We start from the raw sequence: 20,306 nt of genomic DNA on the forward strand, positions 1-20,306 counted from the left end.
GATCGACAGCATCTACCCCAACATCTAACATCACATACTGAGATGAAATCAGCATGAAATTTTATGACCGAAACTAATTGGATCGCAAGCCCCCGGATTCATTCCAACGCGCAGGCTGACTGACGGGAATAAATCTAAAATATAAAATATAAAATCGATTGACTTCCCAGAAAAAGATGATAGTTGACAATTATTGACAACAAGCTGGTAATGTCTTATAATCAAGCACGAGTGAATATTTGATAAAGATTTTCAATAAGTATGACAGATTTATCCGATCGTCCCGCCATGAAAAAGCCGGGGCGCTGGAGTCGCCGCCAACTGCTACAGCTAGGAATAGCTGGGGCTGGGGTAGCGGGCGGCGCGATCGCACTTCAACACTTGACTCGCAAACCGACATCAGTCGCGAGAGTACCGCCCATGCCTGCAGATGCAATCACCGTCAGCAATATCAACCCGATGCAAATTGCGCGGGATTTTGATTACGGCACGGTGACGCGCGAAAACGGGCGCACGGTACGCGAATTTCGCCTGGAAGCTAATACTTCGATCGTCCAACTTAATAGCGCCGTCACTTTCAACACCTGGAACGTGAACAATCGCGTGCCGGGGCCGACATTAAGGGCAACTGAGGGCGATCGTATCCGGGTCATTTTTTATAACAAAGCCGGACATTCTCATTCGCTGCACTTTCACGGCGTTCATACCAGCGAAATGGATGGCGTTAAACCAGTGAAAAACGGTTCGGTATTTATTTATGAATTCGATGCCGCGCCCTACGGAGTGCATCTATATCACTGCCATATTGCTCCCGTAACGCGCCACATCGGTAAAGGACTATATGGAATGTTCATTATCGATCCGCCAAAACCCCGTCCTCCCGCCGATGAAATCATGTTAATCATGGGAGGATACGACGTAAACGACGACGAAAAAAACGAACTCTACGCTTTTAACGGGTTGCCCAATTATTACATGAAAAACCCGCTCCCTATTTACCGAAATCAGCTAATCCGGCTGTACGTTCTCAACCTGATTGAGTACGAAGCCGCAGTGACTTTTCACCTGCACGCCAATTTTTTTGATGTGTACCGCACGGGAATGACTTTAACTCCCAGTGAAAGAACCGATGTAATTACAATGGGAGTAGCTGAACGGCATATTTTAGAATTTACCTACGGCTACGCTGGAAAATATATGTTTCATCCCCATCAAGATGAGATCGCCGAAGCAGGCTGCATGGGGGTATTTGAAGTCATCGCTTAACCCACATCCTGCTACCACGGTGCGCCGCTTCAAAGAAAGTATGAAATTATTTGACAAGATCGATCGCAAATAGGTAGAATGAATAGCTTGCAAATTGAGAATTATTCTTAATAACTTGTAAGTCCAAATGCACATAATGTAAAAATTAGCAACAGCCATGTTACCATCCTTTCGCTTATTACCGACCGCCACGGCTACAGCCATCCTCGTTGCTCTGGCCGGTTGCGTTTCCACCCCCACCGCCAGCAACACCGGCAGCACAGTCTCACCCGTTGCCACAGCCAGTCCCGCATCCACAAGCGGCCACAGCATGAACCACGGCGGCAAAGGTGGCATCAACATCAATACTGCCATTCTTTCAGAGTTAGATAAACTCGAAGCCAAGTTAGGAGTACCGGCACTTTCTAACAAGATTCAAGCCAGCCGTCCTTACGGGAAAGTCGAAGAATTGGTATCAAAAAATGTCATTACTCAACCCCAATTCGACGAAATTAAAGACATGGTGACTATTGAAGATGTCGTCCTCACAGGTGAAGCCAAAGATGTAGACTACATGACTAAACTTGGCTTGATGAAAGGGCATCTTTTCGTAGCAAAAGAACTCTTGGATCAAGGCAAACCCGACCAAGCAGAACCGCACATCGGGCATCCAGTCGAAGAAATTTATGCCGATGTGGAAGATCAGCTAAACGAGCGTAAAATTCCTGAATTTAAGGCTACTTTAATTAAATTGCAGGATTTAGTTAAAGCGGGTGCAAAAGATCCGGCTCAAGTGAATGCGGAATTCGACACATCAATGCAAGCAGTTGATGGAGCAATTGCCGCCCTTCCCGAAGCGCAGCGAAAAGATCCGAAATTCGTGCTGCAAGTGATTAACGGCTTGCTAGATACAGCTAATTCCGAATACGGAGCGGCGGTTGCTAACGGCAAAATTTCCGCAATTATTGAATACCAAGATTCGCGGGGTTTTGTCATGTACGCGGAAAGCCTGTACAAAGATATTGCCGATCAAGTGGCTAAAACCAGCCCGGAAATCGATAAAGCAATTGTTGCCAACATGACTGAACTTAAGACAAATTGGCCAACGGCGATCGCACCCCCTGCCCCCGTAAAAACCACCGAACAAGTCAGCCAGCTCGTTAAAACGATCGAAAGCGACAGCCAAAAAGTTCTCAAACCAGCATCGTAAGTAAAAATATCCCTCTCATCAAGAGCGGTAATTGGTAAATAATCTGCCAATTACCTCGCTCATTAACCACTCTCATTCCCAGCATAAAAAAATGAATTTTGGCGAAGCATTGCCCACATTTGTAATTACCCTCCGCGAAGGAGTCGAAGCCGCCTTAGTTGTCGGAATCGTTCTCGCTTGTCTCAAAAAATCAGGACAAAGTTATTTAAGTCCTTGGGTTTTCGGCGGTGTTGGCGTTGGACTGATTGCCAGCGCTTTAATAGGTGTACTGTTCGGCTGGACTATTCAAATTCTGTCCGCATCCAATCAGCCTTTTGCACCGATTATGGAGTCGCTGCTAGAGGCCACTTTTGGGGTGATAGCGATCGCAATGCTGAGCTGGATGCTGATTTGGATGACCAAGCAAGCGCGATTTATGAAAGCCGAAGTTGAAGGCGCTGTGAGTGCCGCCTTAACGCAAAACTCTCATGCTGGTTGGGGCGTATTTAGTTTAGTTTTTATAGCCGTTTTGCGCGAAGGGTTTGAAACTGTTTTGTTTGTCGTCGCCAAGTTTCAACAAGGCATTATTCCGGCGATCGGCGCTTTGGGAGGAATACTTTCAGCCGCCGGACTTGGTGTCCTGCTTTTTAAATGGGGAGTCAAAATTAATATCCGCCTGTTTTTTAAATATATGGGCATTTTATTGCTCTTTATTGTAGCGGGTTTAGTGGTATCTACTTTGGGTATTTTTGACAGCGCGATGACTATTTTATCGCAAACAAATCGCGAATCAGCAGCACTGTGTTTCTATTACGAAAGATTTACTAAAATCCACTCTTGCATTCTCGGGCCGATGGTCTGGAATATCTCCCCACTGCTTCCCGAAGAAAAGTTTCCCGGTTTGTTGTTGAGTGCGCTGTTTGGATACACGGATAAGCTCTATGTCGTGCAGGCGATCGCCTATTTAATGTTTTTAGGTACTGTGGGTGGCATCTACTTCCAAAGTTTGGCAGGTCGAGTGTTTTTCCCGTTCAAAAAAAACTCAGGTAACCAAATAAGAAATTAAGTGCGATCGAAACGCGATCGGCTTTTTAGTGGAAATGGAGGAGGCAGTTGTTTGTTGCTAATAACTAATGCGCCCCTAAGTTAGAGCGCATTAGGAAATCAGCTATCTATTGACTGAAGGTAAAACGACCGTCAACTTTTTCGCCGTTAATATCCGCAGTCATTTTTACTGGATACTGACCGGGTTCTTTGCCGGGAAACACCACAGCGTAATGTTTGCCCTCAGCATCATACTTGAGAGCTAGGGTTTGCTGCTTCCCATTCGGTAACTGCACTTGAGCCGTCACTTTGGCGTTAGGAACTGGTTCATTCTTATCCCCTTTTTGCAAATAAAGATCTAAATGAGTTCCGGTAGCTTCTTTTTCAGGTACAAACTCTAAATAGTAAGCTCCAGACTTTACAACTTGCCCCCCTTTAGTTGCTGTTGCAGGAGCAGTGGCCGGAGCAGAAGACGCAGGTTGAGAGGCGACAGGAGGGGATTCTGAAGTGGTATTTGGATCGCTTGCTTGGTCGCCTTTACTGCAAGCTCCCAAAAATAACAATCCGACGCTGCCTAAAATAATTAAATTTGATTGGAGCGATTTCATTTGTTTGAGTCTTTGCGTACAATGATTAAAAAGTATGACACACAAACCTGAAATCAGGATGAAATCTTCAGACTTTCATACAGGTATTCGGCTGGCGACCTCGGAAATTAAATATTTTTATAATTCTTAATGTTTCCCCCCTTGACTCTATAGCCGACTTGAGAGTTTATGCTATTTATAGTTTCCCAAAGAAACTTTTCGATCCTAGATTCCCCGGTAAAAATTAATGACTAAAGCAACTCAGACTAAACGATTCACTCTCGCAGCTTTGACGGCAGTTCTCCTGACAGCAGGTACAGCCGCTGTTGTCTTTGCTGCCGGCCCCTGCACTACTCCTACTCCTGACTGCCCGCTAGCTAATTGCGATAAATAATCCTTATTTTCCCCGGTGTGTGTAGATTACCTCACGGATTTTTAGCAGGGATAAGCAAGAGAATATCCGACAGCAGCAGTAACTCAAAACAGAGTTACTGCTGCTTTTTCAGCCACTAGAATTATGGACAAGATAGAATATTTTATAATAAGAACCTGGCTGAGTATAACCAGCACAAAAAAGTGAAAGTGGCTACCGCTATAATTAGATGGTTCAAACTTACCTAGAACGGCTGTGACAAAATTTGAAACAGAATCCCTAGAAAAGCAGCTACTAAAAATTGGAGAACTAGCCAAGCAAACTGGTGTTGCTGTAGGCACCCTGCGATACTATGAAAGCTTAGGATTACTAGAACCTGCCTTACGCAGCAGTAGTGGGTACCGTTACTACACAGCCGATGCTGCCAGACAAGTGCAATTTATCAAGAAAGCCCAAAGACTCAACTTTTCTCTTCAAGAAATTCAGCAAATTTTGGCATCTCGCCGTCAAGGAATAACAGCTTGTCCGCTAGTGCAAGACTTATTAAGTCGCAAAATTGATTTCCTTGAGGAGGAAATTCAGCGCCTGAGTGCGTTCAAAGCTGAGTTGGAAGCTTATAAAAAACTTTGGACAAATCGAGCTTCTGATAATCCCGATAGCGAAGAACTTTGCAGTTTAATTGAGGAAGTTGAGTAGGCTTTATCAGTTCGCTATTTCAGCTTTAGATACCTTCCCGTCTTCAATAACTGGCTGAGGTTGTTGAGGTAATAAAAAATGCCCAAATTGAGCATACAAAGCTGGTAAAACTAACAGAGTTAAGGCTGTAGAAGTAAACAATCCACCCAACACCACAACCGCCAGAGGTTGCAAAATTTCTTTGCCTGCGCCTGTACCAACTACCAGCGGAACCATGCCTAAAGCAGAGGTAAAAGCTGTCATCAAAATCGCCACCAATCTTTCCATCGCACCTTCTTTAATTACTTGCTTAAAAGGCATTCCCTTGCTTAGTTTTTGATTGAAATTATCCACCAAAAGCAAACCGTTACGAACCGCTACTCCAAATAAGGTGATAAAACCCACAAGTGAAGCTACAGAAATAATGCCACCACCGATCGCAATCGAGAAAATTCCTCCTACTAATGCAAGGGGTAAGTTAATCATAATCATCAGCGCACCTGCAAAAGAATGGACAGCAAAGTACATCAGAACCGCAATAATTACTGTTCCTAAGCTACCAAATAGGATTAGAGTTTGGCTAGCTCGTTCTTCTGATTCAAATTGTCCACCATACTGAATAAAATAACCTGAAGGCAAGATTACCTGCTGTTGTACTTTGGTCTTAATTTCATTAACAACTGAGCGTAAATCTCGTCCTGACACATTCGCAGCCACAACCAATAAACGGGAAACATTTTCGCGGTTGATCGTATTAGGGCCAGTACCGTATTCAATTTTTGCGACTTGTGCGAGTGGGATCTTCTGCCCAGAAGGAGTATCAACTAATAAGTTACGAATAGTATCAAGATTACTGCGACTTTCCGGTTTCAACCACACCAATAAATCAAATAACTGCTGTTCTTTAAGGACTTGAGATACTACTTTCCCATTCAAGGCAGTTTCTATAGTTTCTGTAAGACTTCCAATAGTAAGTCCGTAACGTGCAGCCGAAGCTCGCTCAAATTTAATCTGTAACTGACGAATGGGAATTTGTTGTTCTAACTGCAAATCAACAATACCTTTTACCTCGCCCATAGCTGTTTCCACTTCCTTCCCAATCGCTCTTAATTCTATCAAATCAGGCCCAAAAACTTTCACCGCGATCGCACTTCTCACTCCTGAAAGCACTTCATCCATCCGATGCGAAATAAAGCCTCCCACGCTGGTAGCCACACCCGGTAATTTATTAAATTCCTCTCGAATTTTGGCAATACTTTCTTCTCGCTTTTTAATGCCAATATCGCTCAGTTCTACATCCAAATGTCCTAAATTTACCCCTCCGGCATCAGCATCACCGGGCGCACGTCCCGATCGCAATTGTACTGCTGTAAATCGAGGGTCATCTTTGAGAGCATTCTGCATTGAAAGTCCCATATCATTAGTAGCAGACAGGGAACTCCCAGGATAAAGTAACATTGTATTAACTAAAGATCGCTCTTGAAATTCGGGTAAAAATACTCTTCCTAGTGAGGGAAGCACAATTAAGGAAGCAATAAAAGCAGCGATGGCTGGCAATAAGATGAATTTCGGACGATTAATTGCCATATTCAAAGCAGGACGATAAAGCCGTTGGCTAAATGCCGACACCCAAGTATCATCCGATGGCAATTGACGATTTGCTAATAAGATAGCGCAAAGAGCAGGGGAAAGAGTCATTGCTACAAAAGTAGAGGCCATAATAGAAACTAAATAAGCCACTCCCATTGGGGTAAAGATTCGCCCTTCTACTCCCGTTAAATAAAAAATCGGCGCAAATACAATAACAATGATTACTGTAGAGAAAATTACACTGGTGCGAACCTCTACCGAAGTGCTATAAACAATTTCAAAATCGTCTTTAGGCTTGCCATCTACTTGATTTTTTTGCAATCCCCGATAGCAGTTTTCCATATCCACAATTGAGTCATCCACAACAGAACCAATTGCTACTGCCAATCCCCCAAGAGTCATAGTATTTATCCCTTCCCCAAACCATGATAAAATCAACATTCCTATCAGCAAAGACAAGGGAATGGCGCTGAGAGTGATGAGAGTTGTGCGCCAATTCATCAAAAACATTAGCATGATTATTGAAACAATAATGATGCCATCTCGTAGGGAATCTCGGACATTTTCAATAGCAGAATCAATAAAACTTTCTTGGCGAAAAGTTACTTGTACTTTCACATCCTGGGGTAATCCGGCTTGCACTTCCTCCATTGCTTTTTCAACAGCTCTGGTCACAGTTGGAGTATCAATTTGAGGCTGCTTGTTTACCAGTAAAACCACTCCTCTCTCACCATTAACACTACCATCTCCTCTAGCTAGTGCTGCTCCCAATTTTACCTCTGCCACATCGCGTAATTTGATGGGTTTTCCATCCCTAGATATGACTACTGATTCTGCCAATTCTTCAATGGTTTCAATCCGACCTACGCCACGAATAATTTCTTCGCGATCGGGTGTAATCAAAAATCCCCCAGACGCATTGGTATTTGATTGCTGTGCCGCTTTTGTCACATCTTCTAAAGAGATATTAAATGCAGTTAATTTGACGGGATCGACCAAAACTTGATACTCTCTAACATCACCTCCATAGGCAATTACTTGTGATATTCCCTGCACAGCAAGTAATCTGTTAGTGACATCTCGATCGACTAACCGTCGCACTTCCATTAAATCAGTATTTGGCTCCTTTCCTTCTGCTTTTAGGGTGAAGGCATACATTAAAATTGTGGCAATCGGAGAAGATACAGGAGATATTTGCGGTTCTTCAACACCTTGAGGCAACTTTGATCGGGTTTGCTGTAAACGTTCAGCAACTAATTGTCTCGCTTGATAAATATCTGTATCGGCTTTGAAAATTACTCGCACAACTGAAATACCTACCGCCGAAGAGGATCGCACGGTTTCTACCCCCGGAGTTCCATTGACTGCGCTCTCAATTGGTAAAGTGATTAAAGACTCTACTTCTTCAGGGGCCAATCCAGAAGCTTCTGTTTGAATTTCTACTTGAGGCGGGGCAAAATTAGGAAAAACATCAAGGGGCATTATAGTTAAATTATAACTACCCAAAAAAGTGACTATTATTGCAGCGATTACAACTAGCCAACGTTGAGCGATCGACCATTTGAGGATTGAGTTGAGCATGAAGTGAAATAGTGGTAATTATTATTTGAGCTATTTGGACATAAGAATATAAAATCAGGATAAAAAGCGGATTGTTCGCAGAAACTATGTTTATTAAAATTAAGGCGAATTGTCACACTTTATTAGTTCCGGCAACTTTCCGATCGCTCTTGCGGCGACCAGCCATAACCCCAACTAAGAAACCTACAGTACATAAGATTGTTCCTCCTGCTACTCCCGCCAACCATAGAGGCATTGGAAAACTCTTAAAACTAGCCTCTATTCCATTTGGAGTTAAGGCCGTCTTTTCCTCAGATTCTGAATGTTTACTATCACCTCGCAAAGATTGAGCATAAAGTTGAGGAGCGCGTTGAGTAACTATTAAATCTGCCTCAAACAAACCACTTTTCACCTCAATTAAATCCCCGGAAGTATTACCTAAAGTAACTTCAACTGCTTGAAAAGCATTGCCATTTTGCAGGTAAACCAACTGCTTCCCATTAGCTTCTACAATTGCTGAGGTAGGAATTGCAAGAACTGGTGTTGTAGTTCGACTGGTTAATATTTCTAATTCGGCAAACATATTCGGTTTGAGGACACCATCACTATTATCAATTTCCGCTTTGACAGGAATAGCCCGGCTTTCACCTTCTACCACAGAGCCAATTAAGTTAATTATTCCGGTGAAAGTGCGGTTAGGGAAACTAGCAATTTTTACCCTTACTTTTTGACCTGACTGGATTTGATTCAGGTCTTTTTCGTAAATATTTGCTGTGGCAAAAACGCTGCTGTCATTTAAGATACTCATCAGCGGTTTTTCCGCCGAGTTTACTGACTCTCCTGGAGTGATTTCGCGATCGGCTACCGTCCCGGAAATCGGAGCAACTACGGTAACGAGTCCTTGATTGTTGGCAGCACTTCCTAATTGTTGCAGCCGCGCTTGATAGGCTGCGTCAGCCAAGCGAATGCGCGACTGAGCGACTTCGACGGCAGTTTTGCCGCGTTTGACTTGGTTCTCGGCTTCTAGGACTTCCCGGCGGCTCTGAGCTCTGGTAAGTTGAGCTTTTGCTTCTGCTACTCTGCCTTGAGATTCCCGCAATTCCCGCATCGGCAGGTCTACTTCGGCTTGTTTAATTTCGGTTTCGGCTTTGATAACTTCAGGACGGCTTTTTGCCTTAGCAACATTGGCTTTGGCTTCGGCGAAGTGGGCTTGCGATTCCAGCATTGTGCGCCGCGCGATCGCCCCTGATGCCACTAATTCTTTGTCGCGATCGAACTGTTCTTTCGCAATAGTTAATTCCGTTTCTGCCCGCGCTATTTCGGCTTGCGCTATTTCAACTTGACGCTGATAGTTTTCTTTAGCGGCTTGCACAACAGAACGCTTGTTTACTAATTCTTGTTCTTGCTGGTACTGCTTAGTTACCGCTGCCAATTGGGTTTGGGCTTGGGCGATTTCTGCTGCGGATATTTGAAGTTGGCGATCGTAATTTTCTTGAGCTAACTTAAAGTCAGCCTGCGCCTGCTGCAAATCCCCTTCAGCTTCGGCTCGTTTCGCGATCGATTCCACGCGCAATTGCCCTAATTCCGCACTGGATAAAACAGCAACAGGTTGACCTTTTGATACTTTGTCACCCGGTTTAACTAGCAACTCAACCACTGTGCCGCTGACGGGAGCCCGAACTTCAACTTTTTGGTTGGGTAAAGTCTCAATTTGTCCGGTAGTTTTAATGCCCACAGCCAATCGCTGAGCTTTCACTGACTCAACTTTAATTCCGATCCGCTTCGATGTTTCCGCATCAACAGAAATAGTGGCTGGAATTTGAGTTGTTTCGCCGCTTTGGTGAAATTCATCTCCGTGTCCCGCGTGTGCCAAAACGACAGCCGGAGAACTTAGCAAAATTAGGCTGAACAAAGTTCCAGAAAAGCTGCTAATAATTGCCGGAGATTGAGCATATTTGTGAAATATCATCGTTGGCATTGTCCTTGAAATCAGGTTGAGTGCCACAGGTTTAGCAGTTGGTATTTTGCCAAGGTAAGTAAGTGATACCCATTAAGTAAAGTTACTTATTAGCATTTTCCAAGAAGCGACCGCTAAGCAATGACCAAGAGCTAGAAATGCTCTACTCAACCTAGTATTTCACGGTCAAATGAAATTAGGATGAAATTTCGCATCAGCAGCCCAGATGCCCACCGGCTGCTAAAATACCAATATAAGTTGTGCCTAATCCCAAGCCATTGTGCTGTAGATTTTTTTCCGGTTTTTTTATCTCTGCTGGCGCTTCAATTTCGTTTGTCAATCCGCTCACTAGCTCATCTACGGCTGCATTTGATTTATACGTTGTGGTTAATTCCAATGTATTCAATATCATAAACTACCCTCTCTATCTATATAGCTTTTTGCTGACCTATCTACTACTTTAGAGGTAGGGGTTATCCATTGTCTACAGTATTCTTACGTAACTTCTACTACTTTAGAGGTAGGGCTGTTCAATGATCTACAGTATGTGTAGGTACTCTCAAGAAACTGAGGTGGAGTCAGACAAATGCTGACAGCCACAGTCGAGCTACATTACTTTGTCTACCAAGGTTGTCGCCACTTTTTCATTTGCTCAATTTCTTGTTTTTGTGAACCAAGTATTTTCTTAACTATTGAGCTACTGTGATTAATGTCACTCATTTTCGGGATGTGGGTCACGTTTTGTTGAGGTGAGCTAAATTACTGTTTGTACCAAGCTTGCCGCCACTGTTTCATTTGCTCAATTTCTTGCTTTTGCGAAGTCAGAATTTCTTGAGACAATTTCTTCATTTCCGGGCGTTTTGACTTCTTCAAAGCATCTTCAGCCATCACTAAAGCTCCTTCGTGGTGGGGAATCATCGCATTGATAAATCGCAAGTCAAATTGGTCGTCAGCGGCCCCTAAATCCATGCTCATCATCATGCTTTGCATTTGTTCGGGAGTCATTGCCATCATGTGACCCATTGGAGCGTGATAAGCCATCGGCGTACTGCTGGCTTTGGGATACCAAGCTTTTCGCCACTCTTTCATTTGATTTATTTCGCGGTTTTGAGCAGCAATTATATCAGTGGCAAGTTTTTTCATTTCCGGGCGTTTGGATTGTTTAAGCACATCTTGAGCCATGTTTACAGCACCTTGATGGTGTACTGTCATGCCATCAATAAATCGCAAATCGTAGTCGGCATCAGCCGGGCCTAAATCCATTGACATATCGTGATTCATGCCATGATTCATACCACCCATGCCGCCGCCTTGTGCCACGTTTTGCTTGTTGTTTGCTTCGGTTGCAGCCGTAACGTTTGGGGCTTGAGTTTCACTGGAAGGGGCTTTTGAACAAGCTGCAAGCACTCCACTGGTTAAAGCGGCTGTGGCGGTCAACATCAGTGCTGCAAAGCCTGTTTTCAATGAAATTGGTTTCATAGAGCTTATATCCTTAAAACGGCCATTTATCTTCAGCTTTTCACATATAAATGAAATTAGGATGAAATTTTTGCGGCGAACTTGTAAAGAATTATTGCTCTGCACTCGATCGCACTCAAAGTTAAGATTTACAGAACTCACTTGAACCTGATTATGTAGGGTACGCAGTGCGCGCCTTACGCCTATGGGTAGCGTGTCAAACCACTTTTTTCATAATTCCTGATTTATTTTACAATCCCCCTTGACTCTCCTGTGGACTGGAGACTTTACAATGGAGTTAATTCATTGATTGAGCAGAGTAGTTTCTGCTGAGGTTGAAATTATGACTTTACAGCTAAAAGTTCCTAAGATGGCTTGTTCTGCTTGTGCGACTACAATCACAAAAGCAGTCCAAGCCATTGACTCAGCCTCAAAAGTTGAGGCCGATCTCAAGACAAAATTGGTCACGATTCAAACAGCTAAGTCAGAAAGTGAAGTTAGGAAAGCGATCGCATCTGCTGGCTATCCAGCTATTTAAATACAGAAGGTAATTGTCTAATTTAGGAGGGGATCTATGGACAATCTCACACTTAAATTGCGGGGCATGAGTTGTGCTTCTTGTGCTTCATCTATCGAACAAGCCATTCAATCTGTTCCCGGCGTACTTGAGTGTCATGTCAATTTTGGGATGGAACAAGCAACCATCCAATACGACTCCCAGCAAACCAACTTAGAAACTATTCAATCGGCGGTTGATGATGCGGGATACGAAGCTTTGCCGCTTCAAGAAATGGCGGCGCCAGAGGATGATTCCGAACAAGCCGATCGCAAATCTGAATCTCAAACCTTGCAGCGAAAACTCTGGACAGCAGGTATCATCAGCATCCTGCTAGTTGTGGGCGCTATTCCAGCGATGACCGGCTTGCACCTGCCATTTATTCCCGCGTGGCTGCACAATTATTGGCTGCAATTAGTCCTGACATCCCCCGTACAATTTTGGTGCGGGAAATCGTTTTATGTGGGAGCTTGGAAATCCCTAAAACGGCGGGTGGCGACAATGGATACTCTGATTGCCTTGGGTACAAGTGCTGCTTACTTTTATTCTGTATTTGTGACATTTTTCCCAGGCTTATTCACAGCCCAAGGTTTAAATTCTGGCGTTTACTACGAAGTTGCCGCCAGCGTTATTGCCTTAATTTTGTTGGGGAAAACCCTAGAAAATCGGGCGAAGGGAGAGACTTCCGAAGCCATTCGCAAACTCATGGGTTTGCAAGCAAAAACTGCTCGGATAATTCGCAACGGGGAAGAGTTGGAAGTGCCGATCGCCCAAGTGGAGATTGGCGACATCGTGCAGGTGCGACCGGGAGAGCAAATCCCCGTAGACGGAGATGTAATTGAGGGTGCTTCGACGGTAGACGAAGCAATGGTTACGGGAGAAAGTTTGCCTGTCAAAAAGCAGCTTGGCGACGAAGTTATCGGAGCCACAATTAATAAAACTGGCAGCTTCAAGTTTCGGGCGACAAGAGTTGGCAAAGATACATTTTTAGCGCAAATTGTCAAGATGGTGCAAGATGCACAGGGTTCAAAAGCACCGATTCAAAAGTTAGCAGACCAAGTAACTGGTTGGTTTGTTCCCATAGTAATTGCCGTCGCTTTAGCTACTTTCATTATCTGGTTTAACGCGACGGGAAACTTCACTCTCGCCACCGTGACGATGGTGGAAGTGCTGATTATTGCCTGTCCCTGCGCTTTGGGTTTGGCGACTCCGACTGCTGTGATGGTGGGAACTGGGAAAGGTGCAGAAAACGGGATTTTAATTAAAGGAGCCGAGAGTTTAGAATTGGCTCACCAAATCCAAATTATCGTGTTAGATAAAACTGGAACTCTCACAGAAGGCAAGCCGACTGTAACTGATTTTGTGACAATTAAAGGAACGGCGAACAGCCATGAGTTAAAGTTGCTGCAATTGGCGGCGTCAGTAGAGCGAAATTCGGAGCATCCTTTGGGGGAAGCTGTTGTTAGATATGCTCAATCCCAAGAGGTAAATTTGACGGATGTTAAGAATTTTGAGGCGATCGCGGGGAGTGGCGTGCGCGGGGTTGTAGGTGGAAAGTCGATCGCCTTGGGAACGCTGAGGTGGATGCACGAAATCGGCTGCGATACTGAATATCTGGAACTGCGCGCGAGAGCTTTGGAAGCTGCGAGCAAAACGGTTGTTTGGATGGCTGTAGAAGGCAAAATAGAGGCAATTCTGGGCATTGCTGATGCCCTCAAACCGTCGTCAGCGCAGGCCGTGAAAGCACTTCAAAAACTCGGTTTGGAGGTGGCGATGCTGACGGGGGACAACCGCGCGACTGCGGAGTCGATCGCCCAATCCGTGGGCATTACTCGCGTTTTTGCCGAAGTTAGACCCGACCAAAAAGCAGCTCAAATTCAAGCCCTGCAACGGGGAGGAAAAATTGTGGCGATGGTGGGAGACGGGATTAACGATGCACCGGCTTTGGCCTTAGCAGACGTAGGAATTGCGATCGGCACCGGCACAGATGTGGCGATCGCCGCCAGCGACATTACCTTAATTTCAGGAGATTTGCAAGGCATAGTTACAGCAATTAAACTTTCCCGCGCCACCATGCGGAACATCCGCGAAAATCTGTTTTTTGCGTTTATTTATAACATCGCTGGAATACCGATCGCGGCGGGAATTTTGTACCCCATTTTTGGCTGGCTGCTAAATCCAATTATCGCCGGTGCAGCAATGGCTTTCAGTTCAGTCTCTGTAGTTACTAATGCTTTGCGATTACGGAACTTTCAAGCCAAATCTAGTGCATAAATTTGGAGGAATGAGAAAAATGTTACACCATCGTCAAATTTGGGGAAGTCTTGCGAGTTTAGGACTTGTGATGGGAATTGCATCGGGAGTTCAAGCTGCCGAAATGTCCGTCCCGCATTCTACTTCAACGACTCAATTCCGCAGCATTGAACAGCCACTAGGTTTAAAAGTTGGCGTAACAATAGGTGGTTTGACATTAATAGGTTTGGAATTGTGGTGGTTTTTGTTCAGTAAAGCTAAAGGGCAGAAAGCTGAATATATTCAGGGGATACAAGAGTTGACTATTACTGTAGACGGGGGTTATGAGCCTGCCACTGTAGTTGTGAAAGCAGGTAAATTAGTCCGGCTCAATTTCTTGAGGCGCGACCCCAACAGTTGTCTGGAAAAAGTGTTGTTACCAGATTTTCACATTGTGCGCGAATTACCTCTAAATCAGGTGACGGCTGTTGAATTCACCCCTCAAAAACCTGGACGATACCTATTTACTTGCGGCATGAATATGTTTAGGGGTGTGGTGGAAGTACAAAGCTAAATCAAATAGACAGTTATCAACCTGTGGCAATGGCGACGGTTGAGGCGCGAGTTTTTTCAGCAAGAAATCGCTAAAATAGATTAAAGCTTTAAAAATTTGGAGTGAGCTAAATGCAACTACTACACACGATGCTCCGAGTCGCCAACCTGGAAGAGTCCCTCAAATTTTACACCGAGGTTCTGGGCATGAAATTGCTGCGGAAAAAGGACTATCCAGACGGTAAGTTTACTCTGGCTTTTGTGGGCTACGGCGATGAATCAGACACTACAGTTTTGGAGTTAACATACAACTGGGGCGTCACAGAGTACAATTTGGGTGATGCTTACGGTCATATTGCGATCGGCGTTGACGACATTTACGGTACTTGCGAAGAAATTAAAGCCCGCAGCGGTAAAGTTAGTCGCGAACCCGGCCCGATGAAGCATGGTTCAACAGTCATCGCTTTTGTGCAAGATCCAGATGGATATAAAGTTGAATTAATTCAACTGGCAAATCAAGGTAGCAACACCCAGAAAGTAGCAGCAACAACCGCATCCTAAATTTCTTAAGAGGGGGAAGGGGAAGGAAAAACTATCTTCCCTCTTCCGTTTTCCTTTTGACAACAGTCGTACCCACAACTGTCAACTGTCAACTGTCAACTGAAACTTTTAATGCGATCGCACCGACGGTACAAACTGTTGCAAATAAATTTTTTGCCACAATATAGAAAAACTGCTCCCTATTTGGCTTAAGCTATCAAATTTTGGAAGTAATTTAGATTCTCGGCGCTGGTTTAAAGCAGCGATCCCAGAAAAAAATACAGATAATACTAGCAAAAATACTACTATCACACTAAATAAAATAGTCCAATAAACTAAAAATTCGCTTGTGTAGCTGACCGCGAATATCCACTTAATCACTAAATCCGATAAATACAAAAACAGCCCTACTGAAAACCCCACCCTGAATAATAGCCACGTCCACTTAAACATATCTGTTGCAGTCTTGCTATTTTTGGACGCAGAAAGTTCTAACTCTCTAATTTGGCTGTTAATATTTGAGGTGATTTCATACAAAGTATGCTGCAAAGCATCTCTGATATAATTGAGTTCATTGTCCAGGTTTATGCACTGCTCGGATGTACTTTTATCCAAGCTCAGGTTTTGGATTTGTTTGCGGTGCGCCGCCAGTTTATTGTCTAGAGTGTAATCCCATTTTTCTAGCCGATCTACAGTCAAATACAAAAGTTCCCTATTAGCATCTAACAACCTCTGGCAATTTATGATTGACTTAACTAACTTGCTGAGATTGTTGATATGCTCCTCTAGAGTATTTTGGGATTCCCTTTGTGTAGCTGACAATAAACTTGCGAGTTCGACATCCCGATCGCCACACAGCGACAAAGCCTCACCATACAAGTCGTCAATTTCCATTTGACCGAAATACAGTGACGCTTTGTACTCTTCTATTTCGGGAAGAGTCAGACATTCTAAGGGCTGATATTTTACCTTAAATTTATATACCAGCGCTGTCATAATCTGCGCCGATTTTCGGTCTAGCTTATCTTTGTAAGGTTCTAAAATAATTGTAGCTAGATTTTTTACTTTCGCTTCCGGGTGGTGCAGGAACTCAAAAATTTTGGCAAGTATTTTAGAGAATTCCCAGTCATTAAAATTATTTTCTGCAACTTCCAAAAAGTTTGTTACCGCTGCATCGTTTTCAGCATTCAATTTGTACGGGCCCGTAAGTGCGATCGCAGCAAATACTCGATCGATCCAAAACAGATATTCTTCGCAATCCATTGGCAGACTGGGCAGCAGCCAGCTAGGGCCGTACACCCAAAAATCGAGACAATTCTCATATTCCTTGTGGCTGTCATGTCTGCTGCTGTCACCTAAAGCAATTTTGTTGCTTGCTAATAGTTGAATTTGCTCTTCTACAACCCGTCGCTCAATTTCCTCTGCATTGATTGTGGCATTGACAGCACCTTCCTTGCCTTGCCATTGCCCTGCTTCATCCAACCAAATTGACTTAATACTAACAGCCGCAGACCACCGAATTAAAGGAGTCGCTCCCCCTCGCGCTTCCTGTTCTAACGCCGCCAGCAGATTTTTGCTAAAATCACTTGCTCTAGCTTCTCTCTCACTTGATATCAGCCCCTCTTGCACATTCCCCAATGCCTGAATTGCCAAAGCCCGAAACAGCAAATTCGGATGCGGTTTTCTGACGGCTTGCGGTATATTTTCTCTGAATATTCCGCTGTTGGGTACGCCCAAAACTTCAGCAAAAGGCTCGATGCCGCACTGTTGCAGGAATTTTTCAACTAGGTTTATTCTTTGCCAAGGTTGAGTATATTTAGTGAGAAGGAAGATGAGTGCTGTGCCGCTGCACCCCCTTGACTCAGGGATGTTAGTGCGATCGAGTTTCCACACATTGCTCGTCATAATTTGTCGCCATGACAATTGCTAGATATGGAGGCCGTTGTTGGATGCTGAATTCAGCATTACATTTACTATGGCTTTTTGTCAATATTAGTCTTGGACGCATAGGGAGTTATCAACCCGGTTTCACGAGTAAGTTTATTATAACTCAAGCCTAGATTTTTCCTATAAACCTAGTTGATCAAGGCCAATGTGCGTCCCGAACTCAATATATTATTTAGCAATAATTGGTAAAATGTCACACTTTTAGATTTTGCCACGAAACTCAACCTACTAAAGTCATTTTTTTGTCGGATCTTTTAAGATTTTGTCGCTCACCATTTTGTCAACGATTAAGTCGCTGATAATTTGAGCTCCGTGGGATGTAAAGTGCAAGCCGTCATTATTTTTTACATAGCCTCGCTTACCAGATTTATTAGCCATTACAGGAACAAATTTTCCGGCTTTTCCAAAAGTGTCCCAAGTAGAAATAAATTCGATTTTGGATGAAGATTTGCTGGCATTTTTATAAATATCGTTCATGATGGGAAAAGCTTTGAGATACGGAGATTTGTTAGGGATCGATTGACCGACCCAATACACTTTTCTGACGGATGACGAATCCAGTAACTTGGCATATCTTTCAACTCTTTCTTGATAAGCTTTTTGCCAGTCCTTGGTCAGGACAGCGCGGCCTTTTCCTTGAGAATCAATGATATTTTGACGATCATTTGCTCCGAACAAAACTATCACTACATCCGGCTGGTAATTATTAAGAATTTGGCGAGTTCTGGCATACCAATCATAATAATCTATCCGATTTAATCCAGTCGAGACCTTATAGTCTATTTTGGTATCGGCGATATTGTATTTTTTCTTAAGAGTGTACTGGAGTTGAATTCCTAAGTCGAACATTACGGAATCTCCAATAAATAAAAATTTGCGATAAGGTATGGTCAGTTTGGGTTTAGCTGGAGTTGTTTTTTTAACTGGGGTTGGTTTTTTAACTGGAGTTGGTTTTTGAGGATTAGCAGGCTTTGGGGGTTCAACGGCAGCTTTTGTTTCGGTTTTGACAGGAGGAATTTCTGCTTCTTTGGGGAGGCTATCGAAGTTAATATCTTTAATTTTGCTCCAAAAATCTTGTTCTGATTTTCTGAAACCGTCTATTTCGATCTGGCGCGCTGCTTCTTTGATTTCTGGACTGGCGAAAGGAGTTGAAGCAAAGCTTTTTAGAAATAATGATAAGTTTGAAAATATTAAAGTGAGAATTACAGAAGTAACAATCAGCAAAATTTCCCGGTCTTTCATATTTCTTAGAAATTAAAGTAAATAAAAGGCGGCATGGTACTTGGCCCCAACATCAAGATAGTATACACGAGCAGCGAAACTAAGACAACCCGAAAAAAAATGTTTTTTAATGACAATACGGTTTGCAATAGTTCGGAGATGCGATCGCCCCACAAGTTGATCGTGCCAATGACTGCAATTACTAAATACAATTGCCAAAAGTTAAATTGAAAAGTTGCGACGGCAGGATGGAAAATTCCTTCAAAAAAACTCACCGCAGTTTCCCAGTTGGGAGTGCCCAAAAATACCCAGCTACAAGTAACAAAACTAAATGTTAGCAGCCAACTGCAAAATTTAGCAAATCTGGGAAACGCATAGTCTAATTTAAAGTGGATAGCTTGGGGGATATCTTTACATAAATGGTTGACAACCAATCCTAAACCGTGAATTGCTCCCCAGAAAATAAAGTTTAAACCTGCGCCGTGCCACAATCCACCGATCGCCATTGTTAAAAAGAGATTGAGGTACTTCCTCAACTTGCCGTATTTGTTGCCGCCAAAGGGAAAGTAAACGTAATCCCTCAGCCACTCGGAAAGACTGATGTGCCACCTTTTCCAAAATTCTTGCAGGCTGAGCGATCGGTATGGCATATTAAAGTTGGCAATGGGTTTGAAACCCAGCAAACAGGAGATGCCGTTGGCTAAATCCGAGTAGCCACTGAAATCTACGTAAATTAAACAGGAATAGGAAATTGCCGCGAGGATTAAATCGATGCTGCTGTACTGCTGGGGGACTTTGAATGGCAAGTCAGTGAAGTTAAACAAAAAGCTGGCTAAAGTATATTTTTTGAAGAGTCCAGACAAAATCAAAACTATAACTTCTTCAATTTTATAGTCGTATTTTTCCTGTGAATTTAGCTGCAAGTAAAATTCGCGAGCTCGCGAGATTGGCCCGGAGGCAATTTGCGGAAAATAGGTAATGTAGGCGGCATAGTCTACAAATTTCGGACAAGGGATTTTTTGCTGGTAGCAGTCGATTAAATGAGAAATCATTCTAAAAGTGTAGAAAGACACGCCGACGGGGGCGATTATTTGCAAAACTGGAAAGTTGGCTGGAATTTGTAGCTGATTCAGTACCTCAAATAAGGAAGTTACAAAGAAGTTGCAATATTTAAAGATGCCGAGATAGCCAATGTTGAAAATTAGACCGGAGATTAAAGCAAATTTTTTATACTTACTCTTGCAGAGAACCCGGAGAATGATATAATTGTAGACTGTAGAGAAAATAAGGAGCAATAGAAAGTCAAAGCTCCAAAAGGAATAAAATAATAAACTCGAAACTAACAAGACAATTTTATACAAATCGACTTGGGGTTTCACCGAGACGATCAGGCTAAAAATAATTAGGAAAAATACTAAAAATTGGTAAGTGGGAAATAGCATAAATCTCAATCGCTAAAAAATCTTGTTTCTGGCAATATTTTTATAAGTACAGCCAGCGAACCTATCCCCAAGGGAATTGCCAGAGTGGGTCTGAACGCACCAAATTTCGGGGTGGATTGCGGAGTGTAAGCTTTTGCA

At 43.4% G+C, this 20,306-nt stretch carries 17 protein-coding genes; 9 read left to right on the forward strand and 8 right to left on the reverse strand.

The genetic code is table 11. The features are described from left to right. Positions 1-261 precede the first annotated feature (261 nt). The 3 genes from QUB37_RS03510 to QUB37_RS03520 all read left to right on the forward strand — a co-directional run bounded on the left by QUB37_RS03510 (position 262) and on the right by QUB37_RS03520 (position 3,500). Positions 262-1,266: a multicopper oxidase domain-containing protein gene (locus tag QUB37_RS03510; protein WP_333159140.1), complete on the forward strand. Its 1,005-nt coding sequence runs from the start codon at positions 262-264 to the stop codon at positions 1,264-1,266. Positions 1,267-1,423: 157 nt separating this feature from the next. Further along, positions 1,424-2,455 carry a helix-hairpin-helix domain-containing protein gene (locus tag QUB37_RS03515; RefSeq protein ID WP_333159142.1) on the forward strand — a complete coding sequence of 344 codons (1,032 nt, stop codon included), beginning with the start codon at positions 1,424-1,426 and terminating at the stop codon, positions 2,453-2,455. Positions 2,456-2,546: 91 nt separating this feature from the next. Beyond that, positions 2,547-3,500 (forward strand): FTR1 family protein, encoded by a 954-nt coding sequence (locus QUB37_RS03520; protein WP_333159144.1) that lies wholly within the window; start codon positions 2,547-2,549, stop codon positions 3,498-3,500. A 106-nt stretch (positions 3,501-3,606) separates the two neighbouring features. On the opposite strand, the gene QUB37_RS03525 is transcribed toward QUB37_RS03520, so the two are convergent. Then, on the reverse strand, positions 3,607-4,086 hold the full coding sequence (locus QUB37_RS03525; protein WP_333159146.1) for a hypothetical protein: 480 nt from the start codon (positions 4,084-4,086) through the stop codon (positions 3,607-3,609). A 226-nt stretch (positions 4,087-4,312) separates the two neighbouring features. On the opposite strand from QUB37_RS03525, the gene QUB37_RS03530 reads away from it, so the two are divergent. Together QUB37_RS03530 and QUB37_RS03535 are read left to right on the forward strand one after the other, a co-directional pair. After that, positions 4,313-4,459 carry a porin gene (locus QUB37_RS03530; RefSeq protein ID WP_333159148.1) on the forward strand — a complete coding sequence of 49 codons (147 nt, stop codon included), beginning with the start codon at positions 4,313-4,315 and terminating at the stop codon, positions 4,457-4,459. A 234-nt stretch (positions 4,460-4,693) separates the two neighbouring features. After that, positions 4,694-5,134: a heavy metal-responsive transcriptional regulator gene (locus QUB37_RS03535; RefSeq protein ID WP_333159150.1), complete on the forward strand. Its 441-nt coding sequence runs from the start codon at positions 4,694-4,696 to the stop codon at positions 5,132-5,134. A 6-nt stretch (positions 5,135-5,140) separates the two neighbouring features. Here QUB37_RS03535 and QUB37_RS03540 read toward each other — a convergent pair whose 3' ends face one another. The 4 genes from QUB37_RS03540 to QUB37_RS03555 all read right to left on the reverse strand — a co-directional run bounded on the left by QUB37_RS03540 (position 5,141) and on the right by QUB37_RS03555 (position 11,699). Beyond that, complete coding sequence (locus tag QUB37_RS03540; RefSeq protein WP_333159152.1) at positions 5,141-8,284, reverse strand: efflux RND transporter permease subunit; 3,144 nt, start codon at positions 8,282-8,284, stop codon at positions 5,141-5,143. 112 nt (positions 8,285-8,396) lie between these two features. Beyond that, positions 8,397-10,241 carry an efflux RND transporter periplasmic adaptor subunit gene (locus tag QUB37_RS03545; protein ID WP_445300000.1) on the reverse strand — a complete coding sequence of 615 codons (1,845 nt, stop codon included), beginning with the start codon at positions 10,239-10,241 and terminating at the stop codon, positions 8,397-8,399. 193 nt (positions 10,242-10,434) lie between these two features. Next, complete coding sequence (locus QUB37_RS03550) at positions 10,435-10,632, reverse strand: hypothetical protein (protein ID WP_333159154.1); 198 nt, start codon at positions 10,630-10,632, stop codon at positions 10,435-10,437. A gap of 347 nt (positions 10,633-10,979) precedes the next feature. Then, complete coding sequence (locus tag QUB37_RS03555) at positions 10,980-11,699, reverse strand: DUF305 domain-containing protein (RefSeq protein ID WP_333159156.1); 720 nt, start codon at positions 11,697-11,699, stop codon at positions 10,980-10,982. A gap of 322 nt (positions 11,700-12,021) precedes the next feature. On the opposite strand from QUB37_RS03555, the gene QUB37_RS03560 reads away from it, so the two are divergent. The 4 genes from QUB37_RS03560 (at position 12,022) to gloA (ending at position 15,579) form a co-directional block, all read left to right on the forward strand. Continuing rightward, the gene (locus QUB37_RS03560) at positions 12,022-12,216 is read left to right on the forward strand and encodes a heavy-metal-associated domain-containing protein (RefSeq protein ID WP_333159158.1); all 195 of its coding nucleotides are present in this window, start codon (positions 12,022-12,024) and stop codon (positions 12,214-12,216) included. Positions 12,217-12,252: 36 nt separating this feature from the next. After that, positions 12,253-14,508, forward strand: a complete 2,256-nt coding sequence (locus QUB37_RS03565) for a heavy metal translocating P-type ATPase (RefSeq protein WP_333159160.1) — start codon at positions 12,253-12,255, stop codon at positions 14,506-14,508. 19 nt (positions 14,509-14,527) lie between these two features. Continuing rightward, the gene (locus tag QUB37_RS03570; RefSeq protein ID WP_333159162.1) at positions 14,528-15,040 is read left to right on the forward strand and encodes a cupredoxin domain-containing protein; all 513 of its coding nucleotides are present in this window, start codon (positions 14,528-14,530) and stop codon (positions 15,038-15,040) included. A 110-nt stretch (positions 15,041-15,150) separates the two neighbouring features. Then, entirely contained in the window at positions 15,151-15,579 is a 429-nt protein-coding gene (gene gloA, locus QUB37_RS03575; protein ID WP_333159164.1) for a lactoylglutathione lyase, read from the forward strand. A gap of 108 nt (positions 15,580-15,687) precedes the next feature. Here gloA and QUB37_RS03580 read toward each other — a convergent pair whose 3' ends face one another. From QUB37_RS03580 to QUB37_RS03590, 3 genes are all read right to left on the reverse strand, one after another. Further along, a complete protein-coding gene (locus QUB37_RS03580; protein WP_333159166.1) occupies positions 15,688-17,463 on the reverse strand; it encodes a hypothetical protein in 1,776 nt (591 codons plus the stop codon). Between the two features lie 276 nt (positions 17,464-17,739). After that, on the reverse strand, positions 17,740-18,747 hold the full coding sequence (locus QUB37_RS03585) for a DUF459 domain-containing protein (protein WP_333159168.1): 1,008 nt from the start codon (positions 18,745-18,747) through the stop codon (positions 17,740-17,742). A gap of 5 nt (positions 18,748-18,752) precedes the next feature. Further along, positions 18,753-20,168: an MBOAT family O-acyltransferase gene (locus QUB37_RS03590; RefSeq protein ID WP_333159170.1), complete on the reverse strand. Its 1,416-nt coding sequence runs from the start codon at positions 20,166-20,168 to the stop codon at positions 18,753-18,755. Between the last annotated feature and the right edge of the window lie 138 nt (positions 20,169-20,306).

The organism is Microcoleus sp. AT3-A2, from assembly GCF_036705685.1.
GTDB lineage: Bacteria > Cyanobacteriota > Cyanobacteriia > Cyanobacteriales > Microcoleaceae > Microcoleus.